This window comes from Roseobacter fucihabitans (genome assembly GCF_014337925.2).
GTDB classification, from domain to species: domain Bacteria; phylum Pseudomonadota; class Alphaproteobacteria; order Rhodobacterales; family Rhodobacteraceae; genus Roseobacter; species Roseobacter fucihabitans.
Genome location: NZ_CP143423.1, coordinates 4,049,627 through 4,075,634 on the forward strand (window position 1 = coordinate 4,049,627; position 26,008 = coordinate 4,075,634).

The window sequence follows — 26,008 nt, forward strand, 5'->3', positions numbered from 1 at the left end:
TTCAGAAAGACGCCACTTTGGCGGCGCTCAAGACGGACATCGTCGCGTCATCCGTCATTTCCAAGGCATCGTCTTCGTCAAGATGCATCAACTCTGCGAGTCGTTGTCGGGCGCGGTTGGTTCGGCTCTTGATGGTGCCAACAGCGACACCACACATGTCGGCTGCTTCGTCATATGAAAAACCGGAGGCCCCGACCAACAACAAAACTTCGCGCTGCTCGTCACTGAGTTGCGCGAAAGCGTCGCGGAAATCAGTCATTTGCAAGCGCCCGTCATGCGCAGGTTTCTCTGCGAGAGCCTCTGTATGGATACCGTCAACATCCGCCACTTCGCGCTTGGCCTTGCGTCGCGAGGAATAATAAGTGTTGCGCAGAATGGTGAACAGCCAAGCCCGCATGTTAGTGCCGGCCTGAAATTTATCAATGTTGGTCCAGGCTTTGACCAAAGTGTCCTGCACCATGTCGTCTGCCGTGGCACCGTTTCGGGTCAGGCTGATGGCAAAGGCGCGCATCGCAGGCAGGTGGTCGACCAATGTGTCGCGGGGATCAGGATGGCTCATTTTGCTTGGCCTGTCGGAGCGTCCTGTTTTTTCAACGCGTCAAGCAGGTCTCTGAAACGGTCGGGCACGCCTTCCTCCAGCGCTTCCTCATAGACGCGCTTCAAATTCTCATCGATCACGCTTTCGCGCTTCCCGTTCATCCCAGACTGAGCCATAAAGTCGATTGTTCCCCGAAAAGATTTAAGAAATTTCCTACCTGCAGCGGAACAAAACGCCCAAACGCGCGTTTGGTTCCCAGAAAAGTGAAAAAAGAAAGGTCTCATATGTCGGACGGCACTGAAATTGCGGACGTTAGCGAAGAATTAGGCCGCCTACTCCCCTATCTGCGCCGCTTCTCGCGCGCCATGACAGGAAGCCAGAGCAGCGGCGACAGGTTTGCCGCGGCGGCATTGGAAGCAATTCTGACGGATCGTTCGGTGCTTGACGGCGTCAGCACGAAAACGGGCGTCTTCCGCGTGCTTTACGGCATTTGGTCCAGTGCCGGTGCCCCCGTTGAGGATGGTGAGAGCGGGACCAAGGCGCGCGCGCAGAAACACCTGGCGCGTCTTACCGCCAACAGCCGTGAGGCACTCTTGCTGCATAGCGTGGAGGGTTTCAGCTTTGGCGAAATCGCCAGCATCATCGGGATTGATCAATCAGAAGCCGAGCAGCTGGTTCAAATCGCGCGGCGGGAAATGGCGGACGCCGTGTCAGGGTCCGTTATGATCATCGAAGACGAAGCGATCATCGCGATGGATATCGAGAGCCTTGTCGGCGACATGGGCCACCGCGTCACCGGTATTGCCAGAACCAGAGACGAGGCGATTGCACTCGGCAACGCTGATGTTCCGGACTTAATCCTGGCGGATATCCAGCTTGCGGATAACTCCTCCGGGATCGATGCGGTCAATGATCTAATGGCGCAATTGGGGGAGCGCCCGGTCATATTCATCACTGCTTTCCCCGAAAGACTGTTGACCGGAGACAAGCACGAACCGGCTTTTCTCATCTCCAAACCCTATACCGAAGAACAAGTCATCACGGCTGTCAGCCAAGCGATGTTCTTCTCTTCGACGGAAACACTCAAAGCCTGACCACAGGTCTGCTGAGGGAAGCAAAGGGCGGCGCCGATTGCACCGCCCTTTTTACAAATACCCACTCAACTTTTAACAAGGGATCGCAACATCCAGGCCGCTTTCTCATGGTGCGCGGCGCGTGCCATTGCCATATCCTCTGTGACAGGGTCGCCATCTTCACCGGCAATTTTGATCAGGGTACGCAGTCGATGCGCCACACGTTCATTATCATCTGCGAGGTCATTGCACATCTCGCCCGCCGACGTCTGCTTGGCATCGTCCTGCGCGGCTGAATTGGCGACAATGGACGAAACCGCTCTCGCGGTATGGGTGCTTGTGGCGGTTGATGCGCGCTGATCCAAGTGCTGTGATTTTGTGAACTGACGATCCTGTTGGACGATTGGAACCTTCTCAATCTGACGATAGGAGGTTTCAATATCAGACCAATATATACCTGCACTGCGCCAACGGTTTCTCGAAGACATGCGGATTAAGGGGCTGTAGTCGAAGATGCAGACGATGTATTTGCGAGGGATGCGCGATTTCACGCGGTTTCTGGGACACGCGCCGGATAGCGCCACACCGTAAGAGCTGCGGGCGTTTCAGCTCGATATGAAAGAGCGCGGCGTTGGCGCGCCGACCTTCAACAACCGACTGACGGTGTTGAGTTTCTTCTTTGCAACGACCTGTCCCCATCCTGAGATGAAGGGGCACATGCGCTATCAGCGGGCGGCCAAGAAGATCCCGGCGGTACTGAGCGCCGAAGAGGTTTTGCGCATTCTTGAGGCGGCCCCAGAGCCAGGACTTAGATACCGAGCTGCCTTCAGCATGGCCTATGGCGGCGGGTTGCGGGCAAGTGAAGTCACGCATCTGAAAGTGTGAGACATCGACAGCGACCGGATGTTGATCCGGGTCGATCAGGGCAAGGGCTGCAAGGATCGCCATGTGATGTTGTCGCCACGCCTGCTGGATCTTCTGCGCTACTATTACCGCGAAGCACGTCCAGGGGCTTGGCCTTTTCCGGGCCGTAATCGTGTCGATCCAATCTCGACACGGCAGTTCAATCGGGCGTTTAGTGTGGCCTGCGACTTTGCCGAGATCAAGAAAGCGGTATCGCCCATACGTCGTGTCGAAGACGCGCTTCCAGCACGCTGCGGCACAGGACAGGATGCAGGCTCGGATGGAAGACCTGTTGCCCGTCGAATACTTCCATGCGGTCTTTACCCTGCCGTCGCAAATCGCCGACATTGCCTGCCAGAACAAGGCGGCGGTCTATGGATTGCTGTTCAAAGGGTGATGTTAGAAAATCGCGTTGGTAAAGCTTCGTTAAACCCTTTTATGGCTGATATAGTTTCTCCCCACCATCAGGAGAAATCGTATGCCCATCGTTTCCAGCCATCAGCTTGCCGAACTGATAGATGTCGTTTCCAATCTACCGCCTGACCGCCTTGCGGATGTCGAAGCAGCGCTCGGTGATGCGCGCAGGCGTGCCGAAGCATCAACCGAGGTGGGTGGCGCGGCACACAAGCGGGCTTGCCCCCACTGTGGCGGCGTTGAAAGTATCAGATGGGGCAAGTGTCGCACGGGAATCCATCGCTGGCGATGCAAGTCCTGCGACAAGACCTGGACCGGTCGGACAGGTACCGCGATCGCGCGCATTCACCGTCCAGGGTTCCTGCTGGATATTGTCCGCAATATGATGGGCAATGCGCCCTTGTCATGCAGGAAGCGCGCAAACGATTTGAAACTCTCGCGTCATACTGTCTGGCGTTGGAGGATGATGATCCTGGATAAACGCGATGTGGCACCATCCTGCCTGCTTCAAGGCATCGTCGAGACCGATGAAACGCGTCATCGCGAAAGTAGGAAGGGAAGTCGCGAGTGGGTCCGTCATTTCCGCGAACCAGCCCAACACCCCGCGCCGCCGAGAAAGCGTTGGAAAGACTGGGGTCGCAAGGGCCCTCCGGGCAATGTCTCAATGGCCTGGTGGGAGCACGTCCTGGCGACGACTGATCGCTCTGGTGCTCTTATGCTCAAGCATATGCCCGATAAAACTCTGCCTCGATCGACGCGGCTTTGGTGCCTTTGGCAGCAGTTGATGCAATGTTGCTGTTTGATGGCGCTCCGCAATACGAGAAAATCGCAAAGGTGCGGAAACTTGGCTACAAAGTGCTCATCGCTGGAAGACGGACACAGACGACACCAGCCTCATATCACCTGAACAAGGTCAATGGCATCCATTCTTCGTGGAAGGCATTCTTGCGACCGTTTTGCGGACCTGCCAGCAAGAACCTGAACGCCTATGCTCGCTGGTTCTTGGCTCGACGCGTCGGCTATCTTCCCGCGTTCGGGATGTTGCTATCGTGATCCGATGTGCCACCAACACAATTTGCTGACATTGCCGTTCAAAGTACCTCGGCGCAAAGATCGGCATGACATCGGTACTGCATACATCGCACCGAAGGTGCGTTTTATTATGTTTGAGGCGCGCCTTTGGCGCGACGGGGTCGGCCATGACCCACCATCCCCATGTCCATGTCATTGTACCGGGCGGTAGGTTATCGCCGGATTGCACTCGCTGGATCGCCTGCCGTCCCTGGTTCTTCCTGCCGGTGAAGGTGCTGTCGCGGTTGTTCAGGCGCTTGTTTATCGAAGGTCTGATCCGATTGCACAAGGCTGGCAAGCTGGCCTTCGTCGGTGATCTGGCAAATTTGGTTGACCCCGATACCTTCGCGGCACGCCTTGCCCCGCTGTGCAGAACGAATTGGATGGTTTATGCCAAACCACCTTCGACGGGCCTGAGGCTGTGCTGGCGTACTTGAGCCGTTACGCGCACCGCGTGGCGATCTCAAGCCACCGCCTGATCAGCACTGACACCAATACTGTGGCCTTCCGCTGGAAAGACTATCGGATCAAGCGGGGGGATCGCCGATCGGTCATGCACCTGACCGCGGATGAGTTCATTCGCCGGTTGCTGATCCACGTCCTGCCCTCCGGCTTCCACCGCATCCGCCACACCGGCTTCCTCGCAAATGTCCTCCGGCGCGACAGGATCGCAAAGATCAGGCGGTTGCTTGATACAGAACCTGGCCAGACACCCGTTGAGGGAGAAAACAACAGTCCCGAAGATAAGGATGCCCGTCAGTCTTGCCCCAAATGCGGTGGCGCGATGATGATCATTGAGACCGTCTAGCGGGGGCAAACACCAAAGTCCCGCGCCCCGCCATGGGAGGCCGCCGCATGATACAACGCCCAAACCCGGCTCCCCTGCGCAGGCACCGGGCAAGTCGGTGCGGCCAAATCACCAAAACCTTCTCTGCAAAAAGCATGTGGCAGAAAGATGCGAGATCAATTGGCCAGGTCAGGCTAGCAAAAGCGATATACTTGCATTTCGCGTCGTCACTGCGACGGTCGTTATGCATAAGGATAACCGTAGCCCTAGACCACAATCCCCACAGCATCGAAACCCGCCCGCGCTTTATTCCTTGTCGGATTTGTCGCCGATGCAGCTTACGCTAACAGCAGCCACAAACCTTAGATAATGGAGGACAATGTGCTTGGTGCCAATTGGACCAGAGCACGGATGCGTTCAGCAATGTCATCTGCCGCCTTGAAGAGGTCTTCATATTGCATTTCCGTCAGATTATGCACGGAAAAGAACAGCGGGCCTTCCACGTTCCAATAGGTCGCGTGGGTTTTGAACAACAGCCGATATGTATCGGCCAAGGCATGTTCCAACCCTTGCGTCAAAGCTTCCACTTCACGCACGCCAGAGCTGATTTCATTCTCTTGCGGGGCGACGTTCAGTGCATTTTTCATGTTGTTCTCTTATTATCAGTGTCACCAATAAACGGGTGGACGACCGAAAAATTTCCGAAAAACATATAGATTCCTCCTCAATGCGGCTCTTCTATCTCCTGCATCAAGGGCTGTTGCTCAGCCTGCTCTGCCTCGGTTGGTGATGCGCTTTCATCGACGAGTTGGCGCGCCTCAAGTTCAGCGTTCAGCGCCGCTCCGAGCAGCACCAGGAAGCTGCTGATCCACAGCCAGATCAGCATCGCGATCACAGCACCGATGGAGCCATAGACCTCATTGTAATTGCCGAAATTTGCGACATAATAGGAGAAACCGATAGACATCAGCGCCCAGGACGTCCCCGCCATCAATGCGCCGGGCGTCAACCATCCAATGCGGACCCCCTTGCGGTTGGGGCCAAACCGATAGAGCAGACCAATACCGGCAAAAATCACCACAACCGCAACAGCCCACCGCAATACATCCAGAACCCAGGACGCAAAAGCCCCCAGCTGGAAAAACGACAGAATGATCGGCGCGATAACCACCGTCAGGAGTGAGATCACACCCACACCAAGCAGACAGACCGTCAGAACAAGAGCACGAAAATAATGGCGCAGGCTCGTGCGCCCCTCTTGATCATAGACCAGATTGAGACCGTGCATCATTGCTCCGACCCCGGCACGGGCCGACCAGAGCGCTACACCGAGAGAGATCACCCCGGCCCAGCCCAGTGTGCCGGAACTTGTGCTCACCAACCCCACGATCTGAGCGTTCAGGATATCGTATACGGCTACGGGCATCAGCCCGCTGACCTGTTCAAGCTGGACCACAACCACATCGGGATTTGCGATCAGACTGAGAATTGCGATCAGGGCTGCCAGGGCCGGAAAGACAGAGAGCATGGAATAAAAAGCAACCCCGGCCGCGATGAGGCCGAGGTTGTTTATTGCTATTCGCTTGACCGCGGCGACAATTGCCGCCCAGCACATTGCGCCTCTCAACTGTGGTTTTACGCTCATTCTAGGCCGAAATTCGCCCCGATTTTGGACCTGCGACCAGCCAGACGATAAATCCAACGATCGGCAGGATCAGTACCAGGAGGATCCAGAGTACTTTGCTACCTGTCGTTGTACCCGATCCGACAATCGAAACGATAGCCCAAATATTCAGAGCCAAGATAATCAGTCCACCAAATCCTGCATATTCAAACATTTTCATCTCCTTTATCATTTATTAGCAACCTAACGTCGCAACAGCCCTTTTTGTTCCATGTCGCTAGTTGTTCTGCGGCAACTCATCACGCACTTGCCCCCACGCCATAAGGGTAAAGATCGCTGTGCCGCCAATAATATTCCCGCTCAGGACAGGTAGGAAAAACCCGCCAATCGCCGTGGCGGCCGTAATGTCGCCCATCCAGACAAGGACTGCCATTTCAACCGATCCGGCAACGATATGGGTAAAATCGCCCGCCGCAATCAACCAGGTGAAGGTCAGGATGATAAAGAACTTCGCCGCTTCTGCCTGCGGCAACATCCAAACAATCAGAGCCACGATCACACCAGCCGGAATAGCGCGCCAGAATGCGTCATGCGCGCCCATGCCCGTAGCGTGATGCGACAGATCAACGATGGACACCAATACCTCGGGCGCAATCGCCGGGGTGAAGACAAAAAGAGCCGCAACCGCAAAGGCCCCAATGACATTTGCCGTCATCACGATCGCCCAAAGCCGCAGCATTGCGCCAAAGACCCCCCAAGTGCGTTCGACCATGACGGGCAACACGGTCGTGATGGTGTTTTCGGTAAATAACTGCATGCGGCCCATGATCACCGCCAGAAACCCCAGCGAATAACCGAGGTTTTCGAGCAAATAGCGGCTTGGCACATCTGGCAGGTAGGTGCGGAAAATCGCTTCGCCCAGCACCGACAGGCTGATCATCATCCCGGCAGCAATTCCCGACCAGATCAGCGATCTTTTTGGGCGGGCCATTTCCTCCTCGCCCTCCCGGCGGATCACCTCATAGATCAACTTAGGCGCGAGTGGTGTTGCTCCTTGCACCGAGGCTTCGTCTTTTTGCTTTTCCTGTTGCGCCGCATTGCTGGTCATCGTGCCTCCAAAACTCTCCGGTGAAAATCATGCCGGACACGGGTGAACGCATGCTCCCCGGTGCAGGTTCCAAATTTCTGTCGGGCCGCTCCTGTTTGAGCCAGTGTCCCTGCGCCACATCGCGACGCCGGGCTTGCCATTTGCGGCCCGCGGCTCGACAGTGCTTGCCATGACCACACCGCTGAACAATGCCATAGACTCCAAACGCGACGCCATCATCGACCTGACCCGCGCGTTGATACGGATCCCGACCCTGAACCCGCCGGGCGAGAATTACCGCGAGATCTGCGAATTTCTGGATCGCCGCCTCAAAGCACATGGGTTTGAAACGCAATTGATCCGCGCCACAGGCACCCCCGGTGACAGCGCGAAATACCCCCGCTGGAACATCGTGGCGCGCCGCGCAGGGCGACATGCCGGGGAGTGCGTGCATTTCAACAGCCACACCGATGTCGTCGAGGTCGGGCGCGGCTGGAGCATGGACCCGTTCGGCGGGGAGGAGAAAGACGGCAAGATTTATGGCCGCGGGGCCTGTGACATGAAGGGCGGGCTTGCGGCCTCGATCATCGCCGCCGAAACCTTCATTGAAACGCATCCCGATTTCACCGGGGCCATTGAAATTTCGGGCACCGCGGATGAGGAATCCGGCGGCTATGGTGGTGTCGCCTATCTGGCGGAGCAGGGGTATTTCGACCCCACCCGCGTCCAGCATGTGATCATCCCGGAACCGCTCAACAAGGACCGCATTTGCCTGGGCCATCGCGGCGGGTGGTGGGCGGAAATCGAAACCAAGGGCGAGATTGCGCATGGTTCCATGCCTTTCCTGGGCGATTGCGCGGTGCGTCACATGGGCGCGGTGCTGAACGCCTTTGAGGATCGGTTATTCCCCGCCATGGCCGCGCGGCGCACGGATATGCCCGTGGTCCCGGACGGGGCGCGTCAATCAACCATGAACATTAATTCGATCCACGGCGGCCAGCCCGAACAGAGCGATGATTTCACCGGCCTGCCCGCGCATTGTGTGCCTGATGCCTGCCGGATCGTGATTGATCGCCGCTTTTTGGTCGAAGAACCGCTGGATCAGGTCCGAGATGAGGTCACGGCGCTGCTGGAGGGTCTGAAATCGAGCCGCGCGGATTTCGACTATGAATTGACCGAAATCAACGCCGTGCTGCCGTCCATGACCGACCGGAACGCGCCCGTCGTACAAACGGTTGCCCGCGCCATCCGCGACGTGATGGGCAAGGAGGCGCAATATGTCGCCTCGCCGGGCACTTATGATCAAAAACACATTGACCGGATTGGCAAACTCAAGAATTGCATCGCTTACGGTCCGGGAATTTTGGAACTGGCGCATAAACCGGATGAATATATCGGCATTGATGATATGCTGGACAGCGCCAAAGTCATGGGGGCCGCATTGGAGACATTGCTGCTGCCCTGTAACGACGTACAAAGGGACCGCAAGACATGAAATACTTCCTTATCCGCAGCGCTATGGCCAGCACCATCGCGCTCATGGCCAGCATCGGGGCCGCGCAAGCCAAGTCCGACATCACGGTCGCGCTGCAACTCGAGCCGCCGCATCTGGATCCGACCTCTGCGGCGGCGGGGGCCATTGATTCGGTGCTTTATTCCAATGTGTTCGAGGGTCTGACGCGGTTCATGGCGGATGGCTCAGTTGTTCCGGGTCTCGCCGAGAGCTGGGAAATTTCGGATGACGGGCTCATCTATACTTTTGCCCTGCGGGACGGTGTGACTTTTCACGATGGCACGACAATGGACGCTGAGGATGTGAAATTCTCGCTCGACAGGATTCTCGCCGAGGACAGCGCCAATGCGCAAAAGGCGCTTTATGCGTCGATTGCCAGCGTCGAGGTTATTGACCCTTTGACCGTCAAAGTGACGCTGAGCGAACAGAACGGCAATATGCTGTTCAATCTGGCCTGGGGCGATGCGGTGATCGTGGCACCAGAAAGCATCGAGACCATCAAACAGATGCCCATCGGCACCGGCGCGTTCAAATTCGTCAATTGGGTGCAGAGCGACAAGATCGAGTTGGTACGCAACCCCGAATATTGGGGCACTCCGGCGGCATTGGAATCCGCGACCTTCAAATTCATTTCCGAGCCCACGGCGGCATTTGCGGCGATGATGGCGGAGGATGTCGATTACTTCTCCGCCTTCCCGGCCCCGGAAAACCTGCCGCAATTTGAGGCCGATCCCCGGTTTCAGGTGTTGGTTGGCTCGACCGAGGGCGAAACGATCCTCTCCACCAACAACAAGATGCCGCCCTTTGACAATCCGCTTGTGCGCCAGGCCATCGCCCATGCCATTGACCGTCAGGATATTATCGACGGGGCCATGTTCGGATATGGCACACCCATTGGGACGCATTTTGCCCCGCATAACCCGGCCTATAAGGACCTGACGGAGCAATCGAATTACGACCCTGACAAGGCACGCGCATTGCTGGCACAGGCCGGTCTGGCGGAAGGGTTTGAAACCACGCTTTACTTGCCACCCCCTTCCTACGCACGCCGTGGTGGCGAAATCATCGCCGCGCAGCTTGCAGACGTCGGCATCACCGCGAAAATCAACAATGTGGAATGGGCGCAATGGCTGGAATCGGTCTTCAAAGGCAAGGATTTCGGCCTGACCATCGTGAGCCATACCGAGCCGATGGATATCGGGATCTATGCCAATCCGGATTATTATTTCCAATATGACAATCCGGATTTTCAGGCTCTGATTGCCAAACTCAACGGCACGACGGACCCTGAGGTCCGCCAGAATATGATGGGAGAGGCACAACAGATCATCGCGGATGATTACGTGAACGGATATCTGTTCCAACTTGCGCAGCTTTCCGTCGCCAAAGCCGGATTGCAAGGGCTATGGGCAAATGCGCCGACACAAGCCACGGACCTTACGGCGGTGTCATGGTCAGAGTGATCTGACAGATAAACAAAAAATCATGCGCGGGGCGGCGGGAGCACAAACCTGCCGCCCCACCCAATCCGCGCAACCGCGTGAATCCGCGATATGGCGGGCAAATAGCGCAGCGCGCTTTGGGCCTGTCCGGAATTGTGTCAGATCGGCGCTTAATCGGCTCAAATCTGCATCCCTGTGACCGGATATATTTCGTTACAAAGCGGTTTGCCGGTTTGTAGAGTCAAAGGGCGAACCATCCTTTGGGATAGACAAAGACCCCGGGGCACTGAGTGGGCTATGGAACTTCCGCCATCGCCCACTCAGACATCGCCATCCAAAAATCGCTCCCCAAAAGCCACATCAAAAACCCTTGCCAGAATTCTACCTTTGCGTGTATTCTGGTCCTGCACCCAAGTCGCCCACCCTCGTTTTGTTCGAAAGGAGCCCCCCCCGTGACCGACCTTGCCGAACGCGCCACCGAATTGGAACAGCAGATCGAGAATGCCTCGCCAAAAGAACGTCTGGCCCTGTTGCCAGCTTTTGACCGCGTGATCGCAACGCTGACCGCACATGGTGAAACCGTCCCGACCCGCCTGCGCCGTCTCAATACCACGCTAAAAGAAGAGGCCATCGAAGATTTGTTTGACAATATGCCAGTTTAACAGACCGGGCTAAAAACCATTGTCCGAACCTGCTCGGTTTTGCCACCATACTGCCTCCGGGACGCCGGCACCTTTTGGGTGTCGGTTTTCTTTTGCGGCCTGCGGTGTGGAATCACCGCCCAAAGGTCCGCGGATTTTTGACCAGAAAAGCCACGCGATCCTTGATCTCATCGCGAACAGCACCCGGACGGGGCACATCACGCAACGTGGTGAACCAATGTTCCGGCGGATTCTTGCCGCGTCTGTTGCCCTCAAAACGCAAACCCCGCAGCACCGCTTCGGCCTCTGGTGGCAAACGCTCGGGCACGCGGTACCCGTTCAACGTCGCCCAGACACCTGTCCAGAGCCGCCCAACCGACCAGGGGTTATATCCGCCACCGCCCAACACCAGCAAGCGCGGGGCCATACCCATCAAGGCCCCCACCACCGCCCAATGCGCGTTGTTTGACAGGCTCAGATGCGCCAGAGGGTCCTCCTCCACCCCATCCGCCCCACACAGCAGCACAATCGCATCCGGGCGGAAGGCTGCGACCTGCGGCACGATCAAAGCCTCGCGGATAAACGCCATCTCGCTGTCGTTGAGCCCGCGCGGCACCGGCAGGTTCAACGCGGACCCTCCCGCATCGTCCTCCAACAGCCCGGTGCGCGGCCAGAGCCGTTCTTCATGCGTGGAAATCATCAGGCAATCGGGGTCGCCGTGAAAGCCCACCGCAACGCCATCACAATGATGCGCATCAATATCCACATAGGCGATGCGGCGCACGCCGTTGCGCCGCAGGCTGAGCATCGCCAGTACCGGATCGTTCAAATAACAAAACCCGTTGGCGCGGTCGGGCATCCCGTGATGTGTCCCACCAGGCGGGTTATAAATCACCCCGCCCTCGCGCAGCAGTTCCCCCGCCAGCAATGACCCCCCTGCCGCGGTCGCGGGGCGGCGGAAGATCTCCGGGTAAACCGGGTTTGTCACCGAGCCCAGATCATGGCGCGCGGTATCCTTAGCCGTGGCGTGCTGGCTGGCCTCGACCCGTTGCAGGGCAGCGATATAATCCGCCGTGTGCCAGCCAATCAACGCCTTGGGCTTGGCGCGCGGCGCGGTGATGAATTGCGCGGGCGGCAACCATCCCAGGGCGCGCGACAAATCCATGACCGTGCTGACCCGTGGCACGCGCAACGGATGCCAGCGCCCATAGCTGGAATGGCGGAAAATCTCTGCTCCGATAAAGCGTGGCTGGGTCATGGGTCCACAGGTAAACCATTGCGCTTCATCAACAACCCCTCTGGACCACGGCCAGACCACCGCCTAACGTCGCCACATGCTGCGCTATGTGCTCAAACGCCTGCTCTCGCTTGTCCTCAGCCTCGCTGTGGCCTCGCTGATCATCTTTGCGGTCATCGAAATCGCACCGGGCGATCCGGCCTCCTTTATGCTGGGGATCAACGCCCAGCCCGAAACGCTCGCGGCCCTGCGCAGCGAACTGGGCCTCGATGCCCCCAAGCTGCAACGGTATTTTGACTGGGTCGGTGGCATGCTCACCGGGGATTTTGGCACCTCCTATACCTATCGCACGCCCGTGTCGGACATGGTCGCCGCGCGGATTGGCGTGTCTTTGCCGCTGGCCCTTTATGCGCTGATCCTTTCTTTGGTGATCGCTTTTCCCGCTGGGCTTTATGCCGCATCGCGCCGCGGGCGGGCGGGCGATCTTGGCGTCATGGGGGCCACGCAACTTGGCGTGGCGGTGCCGAATTTCTGGTTTGCCATGATGCTGGTGCTGGTCTTTGCGATCCACCTGCGCTGGTTTTCCGCAGGCGGCTTCCCCGGCTGGGACGAAGGAGTCTTTGCCGCGCTGAAATCCCTGACCCTGCCCGCCATCGCGCTTGCTCTCCCGCAGGCCGCAATCCTCACGCGCGTCATGCGCTCCGCGCTTCTGGACGTGCTGGGCGAGGATTACATGCGCACGGCGCGCGCCAAGGGCCTCACCGCGCGCCAGACCCTTTGGCGGCACGGGCTACGCAACGCCATGATCCCGGTTTTAACCATCATCGGGCTGCAATTCTCCTTCCTCTTTGCCGGGACGATCATCATCGAACAGGTCTTCTATCTGCCGGGCCTGGGCCGCCTGATCTTTCAATCCATCTCGGCGCGGGATCTGATTGTCGTGGAATCCGTGGTGATGCTGGTGGTCTTCGCGGTGATCATGATCAACTTTCTGGTCGATCTCGCCTATGCCGCCGTGGACCCGAGGCTGCGCGCGCGCGCATGAACAAGACCCTGATCATAGGCGGGGCGCTTTCCATCGCCTTCATCCTGCTGGCGCTGCTCTCGCTGATCTGGACGCCTTTTGATCACACGGCCCTCAACATCCCCCAGAAACTCCAAACACCCGGCACACCCCATATTCTTGGCACGGATCATCTGGGGCGCGACATCGCCAGCATGATCATGGTCGGTGCGCGCACCTCCATTGGGGTCGCCCTTCTGGCGCTGCTCATCGGTCTTATCGTTGGCGTGCCCTTGGGGTTGGCCGCCGCGATGAACAAGGGGCGCTGGCTCGATGAATTTATCATGCGCGGCAATGACATCGTCTTTGCCTTTCCGCTGCTGGTCATGGCCATCCTGATCACAGCGGTCTTTGGCCCCTCTGCCACCAACGCCATCATCGCCTTCGGAATTTTCAACATTCCCGTTTTCGCCCGTGTCACCCGTGCCGGGGCTTTGCCGCTCTGGGAGCGCGAATTTATCATGGCCGCGCGTGTGGCGGGCAAAAGCCGCAGCCATATCTCCATCGAACATATCCTGCCCAATGTGGCGAACCTGTTGATTGTACAAGGCACGATCCAATTCGCACTTGGCATCCAAGTCGAGGCAGCGCTGTCTTTCGTTGGCCTCGGCGTACAGCCCCCTACCCCTTCGCTGGGGCGGATGCTGGCGGATGCGCAAACCATGGTCAGTTTCGCGCCGCATCTCGCGATCTTTCCCGGAGTGGCAATTATCCTGATCGTGCTGGGGCTCAATCTGCTTGGGGATGGTTTGCGCGACGCGCTTGACCCGCGCTTGCAAAGGGCGCGCACATGAGCCTTTTGCGCATGGATAACCTGTCACTGGACATCAACGGCACGTCGATCCTCAAAGAGGTCACCCTGTCGCTCAACCCCGGTGAGATACTCGCAATCACGGGGGAAAGCGGCTCGGGCAAATCCATGACCGCCCTCGCGATTATGCAACTGTTACCGAATGGCGCGAAAACCTCCGGGCAAATCCACTTTGACGGCACAGATATCGCGGCGCTTGGTGAAGCCGACATGTGCACCAAGCGCGGCAATGACATCGGCATGATCTTTCAGGAACCGATGAGTGCGCTCAACCCGGTGCATACCATCGGGCGGCAGGTGGCCGAGACCATCCGGGTCCATACCGGTGCTGCGCGCGCGGAGGCCCAGGACCGCGCCGCCGAAGTGCTCACCCGTGTTGGCCTCCCCCCCAAACAGTTTCCCCTCAGCCGCTATCCGCACCAGCTTTCGGGCGGGCAACGTCAGCGCGTGGTGATCGCCATGGCGATTGCGTTGCGGCCCAAACTGTTGATCGCGGATGAGCCGACCACCGCGCTCGATGTCACCACACAGGCAGAAATTCTCAAACTTCTCAAAGGTCTGGTCGCGGATTTTGGTATGGGGCTGATCATGATCACCCATGATCTGGCCGTGGTAGCGGATTTGGCCGACCGCATTGCCGTCATGCGCCACGGCGAAGTCGTAGAGACCGGGGCGACGCAGGCATTGTTTCGCGATATGGCACATCCTTATACGCGTATGCTTTTTGACGCTTCTGCGCACCAGGTTGATCTTCCCCCGGTGCCGAATCCACAGCCGCTTCTGGAAGTGCGCGATCTGCACCGCAGCTATGCTTTGCCGCGCCGCGCGGTTTTCACAAAGCCGGGGAGGTTTGAGGCGGTGAAGGGCGTGAGTTTCACCCTTATGCGGGGCGAACGCCTTGGATTGGTCGGGGAAAGCGGATGTGGCAAATCCACGCTGACCCGTGCGATCCTGGGTCTGGAAGAACCGCAATCGGGCACCATTACGCTTGAGGGCGCAGCTGTCAGCACGCTGGGCAAGCCCAATCTTGCCGTGCGCCGTCGGATGCAGGTTGTGTTTCAAGACCCCTTCGGCAGCTTCAACCCACGCCACCGGGTCTCGCGCCTGATCACGGAGCCGTTTCATCTTTTGGAAACCCCGCCCCAGGGCGACGCCCGTCGCGCGGCGATCAAGGATGCGCTTACGGCCGTGGGATTACAGCCCGGTGACGCGGACCGCTACATCCACGAATTATCCGGTGGGCAGCGCCAGCGGATCGCCATTGCGCGCGCCCTGATCATCCGCCCCGATCTGATCCTGTTCGACGAGGCCGTTTCGGCGCTGGATGTTTCGGTGCGCGCGCAAATCCTCGATCTGCTGGCAAGCCTGTGCCACAGCCACGGGCTGACCTACCTATTCGTATCCCATGATCTGAGCGTGGTGCGCTCTGTGACCGACCGTGTGATGGTCATGCAGGCCGGTGAAATCGTGGAACACGGTAAAACCGAGCAGGTATTCAGTAAACCTAAACACCCCTACACTAAACAATTGATTGCGGCTGCACCGACACTCCCGTCTGTGCCGGCTTTTCACCGGAACGCGATCCATGAATGACCTCAAACTCGAACCCATCAACAAGGCGGACCACGCCGAGGATGCGCTCGACCTGGCACAGCGGGCTGCGGATTACGTGACCCTCGAAATCGGGCGCGCACCGGACATGGATTTCGTGAACGATTTTTTCATGGCGACACCGCCGGGTCTGAGCACGCAGGACCTTCATCCATTTGCCGTGATGCAGGAGCGCGCCATGCTTGGCATGACCTGTGTGGCGCAGGGGTATGAATTTCCCCATGACTGGTGGATTGGTCTCGTACTGCTGGATCCTGCATTTCGCGGGCGCGGTTTGGGGCGCAATGTGCTACAGTTGATCAAGCACAGAGCCCGCAAAGCGCGCATGAGCATGCTGAAGCTATCGGTGCTCGAAGCGAATCCCCGTGCCACCCATTTCTGGATGCGCGAGGGATTCGTACCCCATCGCTATGCCGCTGCAACTCCGACGAGTGACGGGCACAATCGCTGGGTCTTGAGATACGCGCTATAGGGAGAAAGCGACATGCGACTGACAGGAAAAACCGCCATCGTGACCGGGGGCGCCTCCGGTTTTGGCGCTGGTATCGTGCGTAAATTTACCGCCGAAGGGGCCAGGGTCATGATCGCGGATATCAACCCCACGACCGCAAGGGACCTGGCCGATCAGATGGGAGATCACGCCTTGGCCTGCACCGTCGATGTCTCTGATGGGGCCTCGGTCGATGCTATGGCGCAAACGGCAATGACCACCTGGGGGCATGTCGATATTCTGGTCAATAATGCGGGCGTCACCCATTTGCCGACACCGCTGGAAGATGTCAGCGAAGAGGATTTCGACCGGGTCGTGGCGATCAACATCAAGTCGGTTTACCTGACCGCGCGCGCCTTGGTGCCCCATATGAAAATCCGTGGCGCAGGCTGTTTGCTGAACATCGCCTCAACGGCGGGCCTGTCGCCGCGCCCCCGGCTCAATTGGTATAACGCCTCCAAGGGCTGGATGATCACGGCCAGCAAGACGATGGCCGTGGAGCTTGCCCCCAGCGGTGTGCGCGTCAATGCGCTCTGCCCCGTGGCGGGTGAAACGCCGCTGTTGAAATCCTTCATGGGCGAAGACACCCCCGAAATGCGCGCAAAATTCCTTGCCACGATTCCATTGGGCCGGTTTTCGACACCGCAGGACATGGGGAATGCCGCTTGCTTTTTATGCTCGGATGAGGCCTCCATGATCACCGGGACGGCCCTGGAGGTCGATGGGGGGCGCTGCATATGAAACCGGTCAACCTGGCGCAAAAGCTGGACCAATTCACCACCCATTGGGACCCGCATGTGGTTGCCGATTACAACGATAACGACGTGATGGTGGTGCGGTTTCAGGGTGAATTTCCGTTTCATCTGCATGCGGATACGGATGATTTCTTTCTCGTGCTTGAGGGCGAAATGATCATGGATCTGGAGCACAGCTCCCATCCGGTCCGCTCCGGGGAGTTATTTGTTGTGCCCAAGGGCGTCACGCATCGCCCCCGCGCTGCGCAGGAATGCAAGGTACTATTAATCGAACCCAAGGGTGAGCCGAACACCGGCGATCTGGCCACCGCAGCACCCAAACCGCGCCTGTGAACGCGCCATGTTGAAAGCCTTTAGCCGATGATGACGCCCGGACCTCTGAACCTGATCACCGATATTGCCGGTCTCAGAGTTGGCAACGCGCAGGATTTGCGTCTGAATTCAGGCTGTACGGTCTTGACCGGGGATGCGCACTTTGTGGCTTCGGTGCATGTGATGGGCGGCGCACCCGGCACCCGCGAAACCGACCTGCTGGCCCCGGATAAAACCGTCGCCGCGGTCGATGCGCTGGTTCTGTCGGGCGGATCGGCTTTTGGGCTGGACGCCTGTTCCGGCGTGATGGATGCGCTGCGCGCGCGCGGGCGTGGTTTTCGGGTCGGGCCCGCGATCGTCCCGATTGTGCCGGGCGCGATCCTGTTTGACCTGTTGAGCGGCGGCGACAAGGATTGGGATCAAAACCCCTATGCCGCACTGGGGCGGGCGGCTTTTGAGGCTGCGGGCACCAGCTTTGACATCGGAACGGCGGGTGCGGGCACCGGCGCGCTGACGGCCATGCTCAAGGGGGGGCTTGGATCGGCTTCGCTGCAACTGGAGGATGGGACGATGGTTGGTGCGCTTGTGGCTGCCAATCCGCTCGGGTCTGTGACCACGCCCGGAGATCGGCATTTCCACGCCGCGCCTTTTGAAATCAATGATGAATTTGGCGGGTTTGGCCCGGACCCAACAAGCGGTCAGGGGCTCGAGGTCACAAGTCGCAAAGGCAGTTTGATCGCAGATCGGGCCAATACCACCATCGCCATTGTCGCCACGGATGCGGCCCTGAGCAAGGCGCAGTGTCATCGTATCGCCGTTGCCGCCCATGACGGCATCGCGCGCGCCTGCCTGCCTGCGCATACGCCCGGTGACGGTGATCTGGTTTTTGGGCTCTCCACCGGGTCAAAACCCGAAGGCAATCCCGGTCTGATCGGTCACGCCGCAGCCCTGTGTCTGAGCCGCGCCATTGCGCGCGCAGTCTATGAGGCCCGGCCACAACCGAGCGACGTATTGCCTTGCTGGTGCCAGCAAAACCCGTGATGCATCAGCCCGCGCTATGCAGATCCACCACTTTGCGATCCCGGTGCAGAGCATTCAGAACCATTTCAACGATCCCTTCCGCATCGACCTGTGCGTCGCGGTACATCTCGACAGGTGCCGCCTGATCCACATATCGGTCGGGCAAACACACCGACCGCACGCGACAACCGTGATCCAGAAGCCCATGGCCCGCCATTTCCTGTAGCACCATCGCGCCGAAACCGCCCTTGGCGCCTTGCTCGACGGTGATCAAGGCACCGTGGTTTTGCGCCAGCTGCGCGATCAATGCCATATCCAGTGGCTTGGCAAACCGTGCATCTGCAATCGTGGCACTGATCCCTTCGGCGGCCAGCATGGTTGCAGCGGCCTCACATTCTCCCAGCATCGTCCCAAAGGACAGAAGCGCCACGTCACCGTCGCCTTGCTGGATCATGCGACCTTTGCCGATCTCCAGAACCTCGCCGCGTTCGGGCAGGGCAACGCCTGTGCCATTCCCGCGCGGATACCGGAACGCAATCGGACCGCTGTCATGCGCCGCAGCCGTGGCCACCATATGGACCAGCTCCGCCTCATCCGCCGCAGCCATCACAACCATACCCGGCAACGCGCCGAGAAATCCGACGTCAAAAGCCCCCGCATGGGTCGCGCCATCCGCACCGACAAGACCGGCGCGATCAATCGCAAAGCGCACCGGCAACCCTTGCAGGGCGACATCATGCACCACCTGATCATATCCGCGTTGCAAAAACGTCGAGTAAATGGCGCAGAAGGGTTTGAGCCCGCTGGCCGCCATTCCGGCGGCAAAAGTCACGCCATGTTGCTCGGCGATACCGACATCGAACACACGTCCAGGGAATTTCTTGGCCATACGGTCCAGACCGGTGCCGCCCGGCATCGCAGCGGTAATGGCGACAATTGTCGGGTCCTCGGTCGCGGCAGCGGTCAGCGCATCGCCGAACACGCCCGTGTAGGAGGGTGCATTTGCCTTGGCCTTTGCCTGCACGCCGGTGCCAACGTCGAATTTGGAAACGCCGTGGTATTTATCCGTGGAGCCTTCGGCGGGCGCGTAGCCTTTGCCCTTGACCGTGCAGCAATGGATCAGGACCGGCCCCGTCGCACGCGCGCGCGCAGAGCGCAAAACGCTGAGCAATTGATCCATATCGTGTCCGTCAATCGGGCCGATATAGTCAAAGCCCAGCTCCTCAAAGAAGGTCCCCTTGCTTTCCAGCCCGGTGACCATTTCACGCGCACGCCGCGCCCCTTCACGGACCGGTTTGGGGGCCAGCTGTTCCATGCCCTCGGCCACGGCGACCAAACCGCCAAAGGGTCCTTTGCGCGACAAATCCGCCAGGCTCGACAGATAGGAGGACATCGCGCCCACCGGCGGGGCGATGGACATTTCATTGTCATTCAGGATCACAAACAGGCGCCGTCCCTCAGAACCTGCGTTGTTCAGCGCCTCATAAGCCATGCCCGCAGAGATCGATCCATCCCCGATCACGGCAACGGCGTCCCCGGTCGGCAGACCCATGTCGCGGCCGATGGTGAATCCCAAGGCTGCGGAAATTGAGGTGCTGGAATGCGCCGCCCCAAAGGGGTCATATTCGGATTCCGAGCGTTTGGTGAAGCCGCTGATGCCGCCCCCCTGGCGCAGCGTGTGCATGCGGTCGCGCCGGCCCGTCAGGATTTTATGCGGGTAGCATTGATGCCCCACATCCCAGATCAGCTTGTCGCGCGGCGTGTCGAAAACCGCATGGATCGCAACCGATAATTCAACCACACCAAGCGATGATCCAAGATGCCCGCCGGTCTGGCTGACGGCCTCCACGACCTCCGCGCGCAGTTCATTTGCAACGGCGCTCAATTCGTGATCCGACATTTGGCGCAGATCAGCGGGACCTGCCACGCGATCAAGGGTTGGGGTATCTATCTGGGTCATGGCGCACATCTCCGTTCTTTTCGGGTAAAGCGGGGGGAGTTCTTGCCAAAACCCAAAGTCCCACTATCTTAGGTAGCAATGGCGTCGCATCCAGCCTGAACCGGTTGCGACGCCAGGTTCCTGTAGCCAACAGGAAGGGAACCGGGGTGCCTAAGACCCCGAAGCCCGGATCAAGGAAGCCAATGATCCGTGCGCGGCGGGGTTTGGGGCGCTTAACGAACCGCCCCAAACCTCATTCGTAAACCGGCGCCTCTGTCGTCGCGAGCTCGGGCCAGTCTGCAATTACGTTCAATCCCTGCATCGGCTGTTGATAGCCCTTGTGGCAGGTTTTGCAGGCCGCTTTGGGCGCATCAGCATAGATCGGGCCGAGGCGTTCAGGCGGATAGCTGTCTTTAAGCGGCACCAGATATTCGTTGTTCATCTCCTGTACCATCAGGATGCCAAGGCTGGCCGTGCCCCATTGTGGCGTATTCTGGACACCATCATAAAAGGCGCGCGAATTGTGACAGAACACACAGTTCACGCCGAGGCTGTTGGAGAAGTAATTCATCAGCGAATAGGTGCGTTCCGTATCCTGGATCGACGCGTATCCATCGACCCCTGGAATACCTTCTTCACGGCTTTCCAGCGAATGTACGGCGATGGTCTCTTCTTCAAGCAGGTACTTCTCAAGCGCATCCGAGGGCAGAGACGTCGATTGGCTGATGGATGTGGCGCGGTTCTGATTGGCGGACCAACCGGCAACGCGTTCATTCACCGGGCTGATCTTGAACCAGATCTCGGAGGGGACGTTTTCGCCACGGTGGCAGGTGTAACAGTTCACACCAACCTGCTTTTCAGCGTTGACGTGACCATCCCAGCTTTCGTTGATGTTCTGCGTCATCTGGACCATACGCCGCGCAACCACCTTGGTGTAAAGGTTGTCCTCGCCGTAGGTGTCCAGATCACCATCGCCGTGGCAATAGGTACAGCCCTGCTCGGGAGCAACCCACTGCGTCATGGCGGTCATGACACGGTTAAAGTTGTCCTCCGTCAGATCGCCCAGCACCTGCACGTTGTCATAGATGTCGCGCGCGAGATCCTCGCCGCCTTCGGGGACATAGGGCTCCTCGGTGTAGTAGTCCTCAATCGTCGGGTCCGCTTTCATACGCACCACGTTGAACTCGGGCACCGACATGCCCGTGCCACGTGGACCAGTTTGCAGTGAGGCCGTTTGTGCGGGGTTGCCCCATGTGACCACCAGGGCAGCGGCAAAAACCGCCCCGCCGATGACACCGATCAGGATCGCCGGACCAAAGATGTTGGTCGGGTTATCCGCGTTCCATTTATCAAACCACTTGGGAAACATGCGTTATTCTCCTTTCCCAATAAAGGCTTCATAGGAGCCGTAATCGGCATAGCCATAAGAGCCGTCATACATCGGTGCAAAATTATGCTCTTGCGCCCAGATGAACCAGTTGTCGACAACCGTGCCGGTCAGCAGGATCCCGATACCGCCCGTGATGGGGGTGAGGACTGCGAACCACCAGGCCCAGCGGTGGATGCCTTCCATGGTGGCATTGAAGCCCATGGTCCAGCGCCAGAAGAGAGCCGCACGTTCGGTGGCTGTCCCGCGATCATAGATCTGTTCCAACTCGCGGTCACCGCCGTAACGGGTCACCGCCAGAATGGTGCCGCCGTGCATCGCAAAAAGCAGGACAGAGCCATAGAGAAACACAATCGAGAGACAGTGGAACGGGTTGTAATAGAGGTTGCCATAGCGGATCGAGAAGGCCGTGGTCCAATCGAGATGCGGGAAGATGCCATAAGGCACGGCTTCGGACCAGGACCCCATCAGGATCGGGCGGAACAGACCCAGCACGAGGATCAGCCACAAAAGTGCCGCAAAAGCCCAGGCGAGGTGTTTGCCCATCTTGTGTTGCTGCGCCAGTTGATAGGTTCGCAACCACCAGGTGACGCAACCGACCAGAAAGAACATACCCGCGATGATGAAGGCACCGCCGTCATTGAGCGGCGGCATGCTCAGCCCATATTCAGGGCCCGGAGGTTCCAGCGCCAGCCAGAACAATTGGCGGATGAACTCAGGGATCGACCAGCCGACCTGCGCCAGCATCGAAAACCCGACGATGTTGAACCAGATCATGAAGCAGACACAGGAGATCACACCGTAGAGGCCGACGTTGATCGGACCGATCTGACCGTTGCCGATCAGGCCCATCAGTTTCGAGAAGAAGGGCTTACCGGCGCGTTGGTCGGACATCTCGCCGCTGTCATCCATGCCCCATTCGGGCGTGCCCTGGACCTGGACTTGCGTGAAGATGTTTTGATATTCAGGAAGTCTCATGTTCACATTCCTCCCACAGGCATTGGGTTGCTGCCCCAGATTGGCATTTCAAGCCACCAGTTCCACCACTCGGGCCAGCCGGCAGTCCAGACGGGACCGGAGATGATGATACAGACCGCAGAGAAGAACACCGCGTTCAGCGCCAGCAGGTATCCCACACGGTGGATGCCCAGGGTGCCGACCGAATAGCCGATGTAATCACGGAAAAACGTATCTTCGTGATCGGGTGTCAGCGCCTCTTCGCCCTTTTCGGGGTTGGCTGCGGACAGGATCAAACCGCCGTGCAGCGCCAGTGCGATGGTGGTCGTAAAGAACAACGTCACCGCCAACATATGCGCCGGGTTGTAATGGAAGTGCAGATAGGCATAGCCCGTGTTGCTCACCCAATCGAGGTGGCTGAAGATCCCGTAGGGAAAGCCATGCCCCCAGGCACCCATCAGAAGTGGTCGGAAAATCACCAGCGTCACATAGGCCAGGATCGCGAAAGCAAATCCGACCGGCACGTGATAGCCCATGCCGAGCTTGCGGCAAATCTCGACCTCGCGCAGCGCCCAGGAAATAAACGCCCCGGTGGCACAAAAGGTGATGATCTGCCAGAGCCCGCCTTCGAGCAATGGTGCAAGACCGAGCCCGTAGCTCAGATCAGGCGGGGCGATATTGATCAGCCAGGGATTGAACGTTCCCTGCTGGCTCGCGCCCCAGAATATAAGGATTGTCCCCAGAAGGGAAAAGAAGGCCGTCGTCACCCCGAAGAAGCCTACGTAAAAAGGCCCCACCCAGAAGTCGAACAGATCGCCTCCGACAAGCGTCCCTCCGCGAACGCGATATTTTCTTTCGAAGCTGAGCAAAGCCATCTTCATTCTCCGCATGTGTGCGGCACGCCCTGGTTACAGGCGGAGGCCGTCATGTTGTCATTGCATCTTGTTTTGCCGCGGGCGGGCGACGCACATAGTGTCCGCCCGCAGCTGATCTTGGTGCCTCAACACCGGGTCGCAGAAAGGTCCTTGCCAGACCCTCCTTTTACTGAGCGGATTGCGCCGCCAGTTCGAACCAGTTGAAGTGTTCTGTGCTCAACAGGACGAGATGAATCATCGCTGCCAGCAAAAAGAGGAACACACCCTGTGCTACGAACACACGGCGAGGGTCGAAGATAAGCCAGATCTTGTAGAACTTTGCCATTCTCTATTTCCTCTTCAGAACCAGGGACGCCAGATGAACGTTGCCAAGTGAGCGACAACGGCCACTGCTGAAAACAGCCAGAGCCCACTCATATAGACAGCGTGCAATTCTTGCGCCTGCTCGTCGGTTAGACCTGTGAAAGACAGGTTTGTATTATCAGCCATAATTACTCCTACGGAACGTTATGCTGACGCCGCGCTCCCCACGGCCGGGTCCTCTGGGGGTTTCCCCCCTCGGGGCTCTGTTCACCTTTTGAGGGGTGAGCAGTTTCGGACTCGATACAGGCGCACAAAGCATCGAGAATTCGGGTCGCACATGGGGCCTTGCCGCCCGTATGTGCGAAGTCGTTCATGCCGAAAAGATCATAGGTGTGATAACCCGGGCCTGGCTCCAGGCACGCGCCATCGGACCCTTGTCCGTAAAGCTGCGGCTGCGGATCGCGGACAGCGCCCAGGTCAATGTCGCCAAAGGCAGTGTCGCGAGGAAAATGATCGCGAAATAGACCATGAATTCGGTCTTCACAGCCTTGCGGCTGGGTGCCTCGTGGAGCGTTTCCACAGTCGTTTCAATCATGTCAGAAGTCATGTCGCTCATGTTTGATCCTCCAGATCAGGTCCGGCCATCGCCGGGTCAAGCGCGCGCACGGTTTCAACAACCACACGCTCTGCACCTGCGGCAAGTGCCGCTTTCTCCGCCGCGTCACGCAATGTTTTCGCAGCTGAAATTCGTGTTAAAATCGGATGGCTCTCGACAATCTTGTCGAGCATCGCCTGTGCATCCGCGTCCCATGGGAAGTCGCGCCGCAACGGTGTCAGTGTCGCATCCGCCGCGTCCATTTCCGTGCCCAGAGGCAGAATGTGGAACAGCGCATCAAACAGCCCATTGCAGACTTCCTGCACCAGATAGGTCGCGCCAGCATAGCCCATAAACGGCGTTCCCGTGGCACGGCGGATCGCAGCACCAGGGAAACTTGCCGGGATAAAGGCCGGTGCCGGTCCAAAGCCCGCTTTGAGCTCGGCCAAATACATCTTTTCGTTGATCGATCCCATCACGATCAGCGGGCGTTTGGAGCCCATCATCTCGCGGACCGCGTCATTATCGGTCTTCTTGCCCGCAATCCGGGCCACGGCAAAGGCGCAGGGGAAACCAAGGTCATCTTCCAGAAACTGGCGGATGCCGCGGGTATAGGTCTCATTCGCCACAATCGCGAAACTCGCGGTGGCAAAGAAATCCTGCGTGACGGAGCGCCAGAGATCCCAGACCGGTTTGATCGTGGAATGTTTCTCTTGCGTGATAAAAGGTTCGGGATCGAGGCCCACCAAATTCCCCAGTGCGCGCAGGAATTTAGTCGTGCTCTCGATCCCTATCGGGGCTTGTAGATACGGCTTGGCAAGAAGCTCGCTCAACCCGCGCCCGAACTCGCGGTACATGCAGATATTCACATCCGCATTTACCAAATTTCGCATTTCGGCCACATGCGCGCCCAAAGGCAGCACCATATTGACCTCGCAACCGATCCCTTCGACCAGCCGCCGGATTTCGGCCAGATCGGATGGCATATTGAACGTGCCATACATCGGACCCAAAATATTAACGCGCGGCTTTGCATCCGCCTCACGCTTCTTTTCGGGCGGCATCCGACCCTTGGTCATCCCGAACTCGGTAAAGATCCAAGTCATCGCCCGATCCGCCGCTTCCCACTGATCCTCGTCGATTGTACGTGGCAGAAAGCGTTGAATATTCGTGCCTTGCGGTGTGACACCGCCACCGATCATCTCGGCAATCGATCCGGTCACCACCACGGCGGGCAGTGCGGGATCAAGCGTGTCCCAGGCCCGTTTCATCGATTCTTCGGTGCCCGAACCCATTTCGCCCTCGCCCAAACCGGTCACGACAATCGGCAACTCATGGGGTGGCAAAGCGTCGGTGTAATGCAAAACGGACGTGACGGGCAGGTTTTCGCAACCCACAGGACCGTCAATTACAACCTGCAACCCTTTGACGGCACAGAAGGCATAAACTGCTCCCCAATACCCGCCCGCGCGATCGTGATCCGTCACCAACATCAGCAGAGGCCCCCCTGCATCTTTTGGCCAAAAATACTCCGGGGGAGCGCGCAGCGCGGGGGCAGAG

29 protein-coding genes and 2 pseudogenes are annotated in these 26,008 nt (G+C 58.5%); 15 read left to right on the forward strand and 16 right to left on the reverse strand.

The genetic code is table 11. From position 1 onward, the window contains the following. Window position 1: 1 nt before the first annotated feature. Entirely contained in the window at window positions 2-559 is a 558-nt protein-coding gene (locus ROLI_RS19825) for an RNA polymerase sigma factor (protein WP_187429553.1), read from the reverse strand. Then, the gene (locus ROLI_RS19830) at window positions 556-714 is read right to left on the reverse strand and encodes a NepR family anti-sigma factor (RefSeq protein ID WP_187429552.1); all 159 of its coding nucleotides are present in this window, start codon (window positions 712-714) and stop codon (window positions 556-558) included. Before ROLI_RS19830 ends, ROLI_RS19825 begins: the two co-directional genes overlap by 4 nt. Before the next feature lie 108 nt (window positions 715-822). Here ROLI_RS19830 and ROLI_RS19835 point away from each other — a divergent pair, with 108 nt between their 5' ends. Beyond that, a complete protein-coding gene (locus tag ROLI_RS19835) occupies window positions 823-1,632 on the forward strand; it encodes a response regulator (RefSeq protein ID WP_187429551.1) in 810 nt (269 codons plus the stop codon). Between the two features lie 65 nt (window positions 1,633-1,697). Here ROLI_RS19835 and ROLI_RS19840 read toward each other — a convergent pair whose 3' ends face one another. After that, window positions 1,698-2,162, reverse strand: coding sequence for a ferritin-like domain-containing protein (locus tag ROLI_RS19840; protein WP_316247430.1), 465 nt, complete (start codon window positions 2,160-2,162; stop codon window positions 1,698-1,700). A gap of 64 nt (window positions 2,163-2,226) precedes the next feature. Between ROLI_RS19840 and ROLI_RS19845 the strand changes: the two genes are divergently transcribed. The 4 genes and pseudogenes from ROLI_RS19845 to ROLI_RS19860 all read left to right on the forward strand — a co-directional run bounded on the left by ROLI_RS19845 (window position 2,227) and on the right by ROLI_RS19860 (window position 4,807). After that, window positions 2,227-2,496 carry a hypothetical protein gene (locus ROLI_RS19845; RefSeq protein WP_262386453.1) on the forward strand — a complete coding sequence of 90 codons (270 nt, stop codon included), beginning with the start codon at window positions 2,227-2,229 and terminating at the stop codon, window positions 2,494-2,496. 295 nt (window positions 2,497-2,791) lie between these two features. Then, window positions 2,792-2,905, forward strand: a pseudogene (locus ROLI_RS19850) (IS91 family transposase); the annotation flags it as partial. Window positions 2,906-2,992: 87 nt separating this feature from the next. Continuing rightward, window positions 2,993-3,835, forward strand: a complete 843-nt coding sequence (locus ROLI_RS19855) for a hypothetical protein (RefSeq protein ID WP_222869467.1) — start codon at window positions 2,993-2,995, stop codon at window positions 3,833-3,835. 292 nt (window positions 3,836-4,127) lie between these two features. Next, a pseudogene (locus ROLI_RS19860) lies at window positions 4,128-4,807 on the forward strand (transposase). Between the two features lie 341 nt (window positions 4,808-5,148). Here the strand turns inward: ROLI_RS19860 and ROLI_RS19865 are convergent. The 4 genes from ROLI_RS19865 to ROLI_RS19880 all read right to left on the reverse strand — a co-directional run bounded on the left by ROLI_RS19865 (window position 5,149) and on the right by ROLI_RS19880 (window position 7,518). Further along, on the reverse strand, window positions 5,149-5,433 hold the full coding sequence (locus ROLI_RS19865) for a Dps family protein (RefSeq protein WP_187429549.1): 285 nt from the start codon (window positions 5,431-5,433) through the stop codon (window positions 5,149-5,151). A gap of 77 nt (window positions 5,434-5,510) precedes the next feature. Continuing rightward, complete coding sequence (locus ROLI_RS19870) at window positions 5,511-6,431, reverse strand: YihY/virulence factor BrkB family protein (RefSeq protein WP_187429548.1); 921 nt, start codon at window positions 6,429-6,431, stop codon at window positions 5,511-5,513. Window position 6,432: 1 nt separating this feature from the next. Continuing rightward, window positions 6,433-6,624 (reverse strand): PLDc N-terminal domain-containing protein, encoded by a 192-nt coding sequence (locus ROLI_RS19875; RefSeq protein ID WP_187429547.1) that lies wholly within the window; start codon window positions 6,622-6,624, stop codon window positions 6,433-6,435. Window positions 6,625-6,687: 63 nt separating this feature from the next. Further along, complete coding sequence (locus ROLI_RS19880; RefSeq protein ID WP_187429546.1) at window positions 6,688-7,518, reverse strand: formate/nitrite transporter family protein; 831 nt, start codon at window positions 7,516-7,518, stop codon at window positions 6,688-6,690. A 169-nt stretch (window positions 7,519-7,687) separates the two neighbouring features. Between ROLI_RS19880 and ROLI_RS19885 the strand changes: the two genes are divergently transcribed. The 3 genes from ROLI_RS19885 (at window position 7,688) to ROLI_RS19895 (ending at window position 11,114) form a co-directional block, all read left to right on the forward strand. Next, a complete protein-coding gene (locus ROLI_RS19885; RefSeq protein ID WP_187429583.1) occupies window positions 7,688-8,992 on the forward strand; it encodes an acetylornithine deacetylase/succinyl-diaminopimelate desuccinylase family protein in 1,305 nt (434 codons plus the stop codon). Window positions 8,993-9,015: 23 nt separating this feature from the next. Further along, window positions 9,016-10,473, forward strand: coding sequence for an ABC transporter substrate-binding protein (locus ROLI_RS19890; RefSeq protein ID WP_262386458.1), 1,458 nt, complete (start codon window positions 9,016-9,018; stop codon window positions 10,471-10,473). Between the two features lie 431 nt (window positions 10,474-10,904). Further along, entirely contained in the window at window positions 10,905-11,114 is a 210-nt protein-coding gene (locus ROLI_RS19895) for a hypothetical protein (RefSeq protein ID WP_187429544.1), read from the forward strand. A 112-nt stretch (window positions 11,115-11,226) separates the two neighbouring features. Here the strand turns inward: ROLI_RS19895 and ROLI_RS19900 are convergent, their stop codons facing one another. Beyond that, window positions 11,227-12,351, reverse strand: coding sequence for an acetoin utilization protein AcuC (locus ROLI_RS19900; RefSeq protein ID WP_187429543.1), 1,125 nt, complete (start codon window positions 12,349-12,351; stop codon window positions 11,227-11,229). 76 nt (window positions 12,352-12,427) lie between these two features. Here ROLI_RS19900 and ROLI_RS19905 point away from each other — a divergent pair, with 76 nt between their 5' ends. Genes ROLI_RS19905 through ROLI_RS19935 form a run of 7 tightly spaced genes read left to right on the forward strand, consistent with a single transcriptional unit; the run spans window position 12,428 to window position 18,413 of the window. Further along, window positions 12,428-13,375, forward strand: coding sequence for an ABC transporter permease (locus tag ROLI_RS19905; protein WP_187429542.1), 948 nt, complete (start codon window positions 12,428-12,430; stop codon window positions 13,373-13,375). Continuing rightward, entirely contained in the window at window positions 13,372-14,187 is an 816-nt protein-coding gene (locus ROLI_RS19910) for an ABC transporter permease (protein WP_187429541.1), read from the forward strand. The genes ROLI_RS19905 and ROLI_RS19910 overlap by 4 nt, the downstream gene beginning before the upstream one ends. Continuing rightward, window positions 14,184-15,797 (forward strand): ABC transporter ATP-binding protein, encoded by a 1,614-nt coding sequence (locus tag ROLI_RS19915; RefSeq protein WP_187429540.1) that lies wholly within the window; start codon window positions 14,184-14,186, stop codon window positions 15,795-15,797. The genes ROLI_RS19910 and ROLI_RS19915 overlap by 4 nt, the downstream gene beginning before the upstream one ends. After that, window positions 15,790-16,287 carry an N-acetyltransferase gene (locus ROLI_RS19920; RefSeq protein WP_187429539.1) on the forward strand — a complete coding sequence of 166 codons (498 nt, stop codon included), beginning with the start codon at window positions 15,790-15,792 and terminating at the stop codon, window positions 16,285-16,287. Before ROLI_RS19915 ends, ROLI_RS19920 begins: the two co-directional genes overlap by 8 nt. A gap of 12 nt (window positions 16,288-16,299) precedes the next feature. Continuing rightward, on the forward strand, window positions 16,300-17,046 hold the full coding sequence (locus tag ROLI_RS19925; protein WP_187429538.1) for an SDR family oxidoreductase: 747 nt from the start codon (window positions 16,300-16,302) through the stop codon (window positions 17,044-17,046). Continuing rightward, complete coding sequence (locus ROLI_RS19930; RefSeq protein WP_187429537.1) at window positions 17,043-17,393, forward strand: cupin domain-containing protein; 351 nt, start codon at window positions 17,043-17,045, stop codon at window positions 17,391-17,393. The genes ROLI_RS19925 and ROLI_RS19930 overlap by 4 nt, the downstream gene beginning before the upstream one ends. A gap of 30 nt (window positions 17,394-17,423) precedes the next feature. Then, a complete protein-coding gene (locus ROLI_RS19935) occupies window positions 17,424-18,413 on the forward strand; it encodes a P1 family peptidase (protein WP_187429582.1) in 990 nt (329 codons plus the stop codon). Window positions 18,414-18,417: 4 nt separating this feature from the next. On the opposite strand, the gene dxs is transcribed toward ROLI_RS19935, so the two are convergent. From dxs to bchZ, 8 genes are all read right to left on the reverse strand, one after another. Continuing rightward, on the reverse strand, window positions 18,418-20,352 hold the full coding sequence (gene dxs / locus ROLI_RS19940; RefSeq protein ID WP_187429536.1) for a 1-deoxy-D-xylulose-5-phosphate synthase: 1,935 nt from the start codon (window positions 20,350-20,352) through the stop codon (window positions 18,418-18,420). A 232-nt stretch (window positions 20,353-20,584) separates the two neighbouring features. Continuing rightward, the gene (gene pufC / locus ROLI_RS19945; RefSeq protein WP_187429535.1) at window positions 20,585-21,700 is read right to left on the reverse strand and encodes a photosynthetic reaction center cytochrome PufC; all 1,116 of its coding nucleotides are present in this window, start codon (window positions 21,698-21,700) and stop codon (window positions 20,585-20,587) included. A 3-nt stretch (window positions 21,701-21,703) separates the two neighbouring features. Continuing rightward, on the reverse strand, window positions 21,704-22,696 hold the full coding sequence (gene pufM, locus ROLI_RS19950) for a photosynthetic reaction center subunit M (protein ID WP_187429534.1): 993 nt from the start codon (window positions 22,694-22,696) through the stop codon (window positions 21,704-21,706). Between the two features lie 2 nt (window positions 22,697-22,698). Further along, window positions 22,699-23,550, reverse strand: coding sequence for a photosynthetic reaction center subunit L (pufL, locus tag ROLI_RS19955; protein ID WP_187429533.1), 852 nt, complete (start codon window positions 23,548-23,550; stop codon window positions 22,699-22,701). Between the two features lie 166 nt (window positions 23,551-23,716). Next, window positions 23,717-23,875: a light-harvesting antenna LH1, alpha subunit gene (gene pufA / locus ROLI_RS19960; protein ID WP_187429532.1), complete on the reverse strand. Its 159-nt coding sequence runs from the start codon at window positions 23,873-23,875 to the stop codon at window positions 23,717-23,719. A gap of 14 nt (window positions 23,876-23,889) precedes the next feature. Continuing rightward, window positions 23,890-24,039: a light-harvesting antenna LH1, beta subunit gene (gene pufB, locus ROLI_RS19965; RefSeq protein WP_169642527.1), complete on the reverse strand. Its 150-nt coding sequence runs from the start codon at window positions 24,037-24,039 to the stop codon at window positions 23,890-23,892. A gap of 184 nt (window positions 24,040-24,223) precedes the next feature. Further along, window positions 24,224-24,469 carry a cytochrome PufQ gene (gene pufQ / locus ROLI_RS19970; protein WP_316247427.1) on the reverse strand — a complete coding sequence of 82 codons (246 nt, stop codon included), beginning with the start codon at window positions 24,467-24,469 and terminating at the stop codon, window positions 24,224-24,226. Continuing rightward, window positions 24,466-25,941, reverse strand: a complete 1,476-nt coding sequence (gene bchZ / locus ROLI_RS19975; RefSeq protein ID WP_187429531.1) for a chlorophyllide a reductase subunit Z — start codon at window positions 25,939-25,941, stop codon at window positions 24,466-24,468. Before bchZ ends, pufQ begins: the two co-directional genes overlap by 4 nt. Window positions 25,942-26,008: the final 67 nt, after the last annotated feature.

Coding starts and splice junctions, on each gene's coding strand:
- ROLI_RS19825 (WP_187429553.1), bottom strand. CDS start 559: ATGAGCCATCCTGATCCCCGCGACACATTGGTCGACCACCTGCCTGCG.
- ROLI_RS19830 (WP_187429552.1), bottom strand. CDS start 714: ATGGCTCAGTCTGGGATGAACGGGAAGCGCGAAAGCGTGATCGATGAG.
- ROLI_RS19835 (WP_187429551.1), top strand. CDS start 823: ATGTCGGACGGCACTGAAATTGCGGACGTTAGCGAAGAATTAGGCCGC.
- ROLI_RS19845 (WP_262386453.1), top strand. CDS start 2,227: ATGAAAGAGCGCGGCGTTGGCGCGCCGACCTTCAACAACCGACTGACG.
- ROLI_RS19855 (WP_222869467.1), top strand. CDS start 2,993: ATGCCCATCGTTTCCAGCCATCAGCTTGCCGAACTGATAGATGTCGTT.
- ROLI_RS19865 (WP_187429549.1), bottom strand. CDS start 5,433: ATGAAAAATGCACTGAACGTCGCCCCGCAAGAGAATGAAATCAGCTCT.
- ROLI_RS19870 (WP_187429548.1), bottom strand. CDS start 6,431: ATGAGCGTAAAACCACAGTTGAGAGGCGCAATGTGCTGGGCGGCAATT.
- ROLI_RS19875 (WP_187429547.1), bottom strand. CDS start 6,624: ATGTTTGAATATGCAGGATTTGGTGGACTGATTATCTTGGCTCTGAAT.
- ROLI_RS19880 (WP_187429546.1), bottom strand. CDS start 7,518: ATGACCAGCAATGCGGCGCAACAGGAAAAGCAAAAAGACGAAGCCTCG.
- ROLI_RS19885 (WP_187429583.1), top strand. CDS start 7,688: ATGACCACACCGCTGAACAATGCCATAGACTCCAAACGCGACGCCATC.
- ROLI_RS19890 (WP_262386458.1), top strand. CDS start 9,016: ATGGCCAGCACCATCGCGCTCATGGCCAGCATCGGGGCCGCGCAAGCC.
- ROLI_RS19900 (WP_187429543.1), bottom strand. CDS start 12,351: ATGACCCAGCCACGCTTTATCGGAGCAGAGATTTTCCGCCATTCCAGC.
- ROLI_RS19905 (WP_187429542.1), top strand. CDS start 12,428: ATGCTGCGCTATGTGCTCAAACGCCTGCTCTCGCTTGTCCTCAGCCTC.
- ROLI_RS19910 (WP_187429541.1), top strand. CDS start 13,372: ATGAACAAGACCCTGATCATAGGCGGGGCGCTTTCCATCGCCTTCATC.
- ROLI_RS19915 (WP_187429540.1), top strand. CDS start 14,184: ATGAGCCTTTTGCGCATGGATAACCTGTCACTGGACATCAACGGCACG.
- ROLI_RS19920 (WP_187429539.1), top strand. CDS start 15,790: ATGAATGACCTCAAACTCGAACCCATCAACAAGGCGGACCACGCCGAG.
- ROLI_RS19925 (WP_187429538.1), top strand. CDS start 16,300: ATGCGACTGACAGGAAAAACCGCCATCGTGACCGGGGGCGCCTCCGGT.
- ROLI_RS19930 (WP_187429537.1), top strand. CDS start 17,043: ATGAAACCGGTCAACCTGGCGCAAAAGCTGGACCAATTCACCACCCAT.
- ROLI_RS19935 (WP_187429582.1), top strand. CDS start 17,424: ATGACGCCCGGACCTCTGAACCTGATCACCGATATTGCCGGTCTCAGA.
- dxs (WP_187429536.1), bottom strand. CDS start 20,352: ATGACCCAGATAGATACCCCAACCCTTGATCGCGTGGCAGGTCCCGCT.
- pufC (WP_187429535.1), bottom strand. CDS start 21,700: ATGTTTCCCAAGTGGTTTGATAAATGGAACGCGGATAACCCGACCAAC.
- pufM (WP_187429534.1), bottom strand. CDS start 22,696: ATGAGACTTCCTGAATATCAAAACATCTTCACGCAAGTCCAGGTCCAG.
- pufL (WP_187429533.1), bottom strand. CDS start 23,550: ATGGCTTTGCTCAGCTTCGAAAGAAAATATCGCGTTCGCGGAGGGACG.
- pufA (WP_187429532.1), bottom strand. CDS start 23,875: ATGGCAAAGTTCTACAAGATCTGGCTTATCTTCGACCCTCGCCGTGTG.
- pufB (WP_169642527.1), bottom strand. CDS start 24,039: ATGGCTGATAATACAAACCTGTCTTTCACAGGTCTAACCGACGAGCAG.
- pufQ (WP_316247427.1), bottom strand. CDS start 24,469: ATGAGCGACATGACTTCTGACATGATTGAAACGACTGTGGAAACGCTC.
- bchZ (WP_187429531.1), bottom strand. CDS start 25,941: ATGTTGGTGACGGATCACGATCGCGCGGGCGGGTATTGGGGAGCAGTT.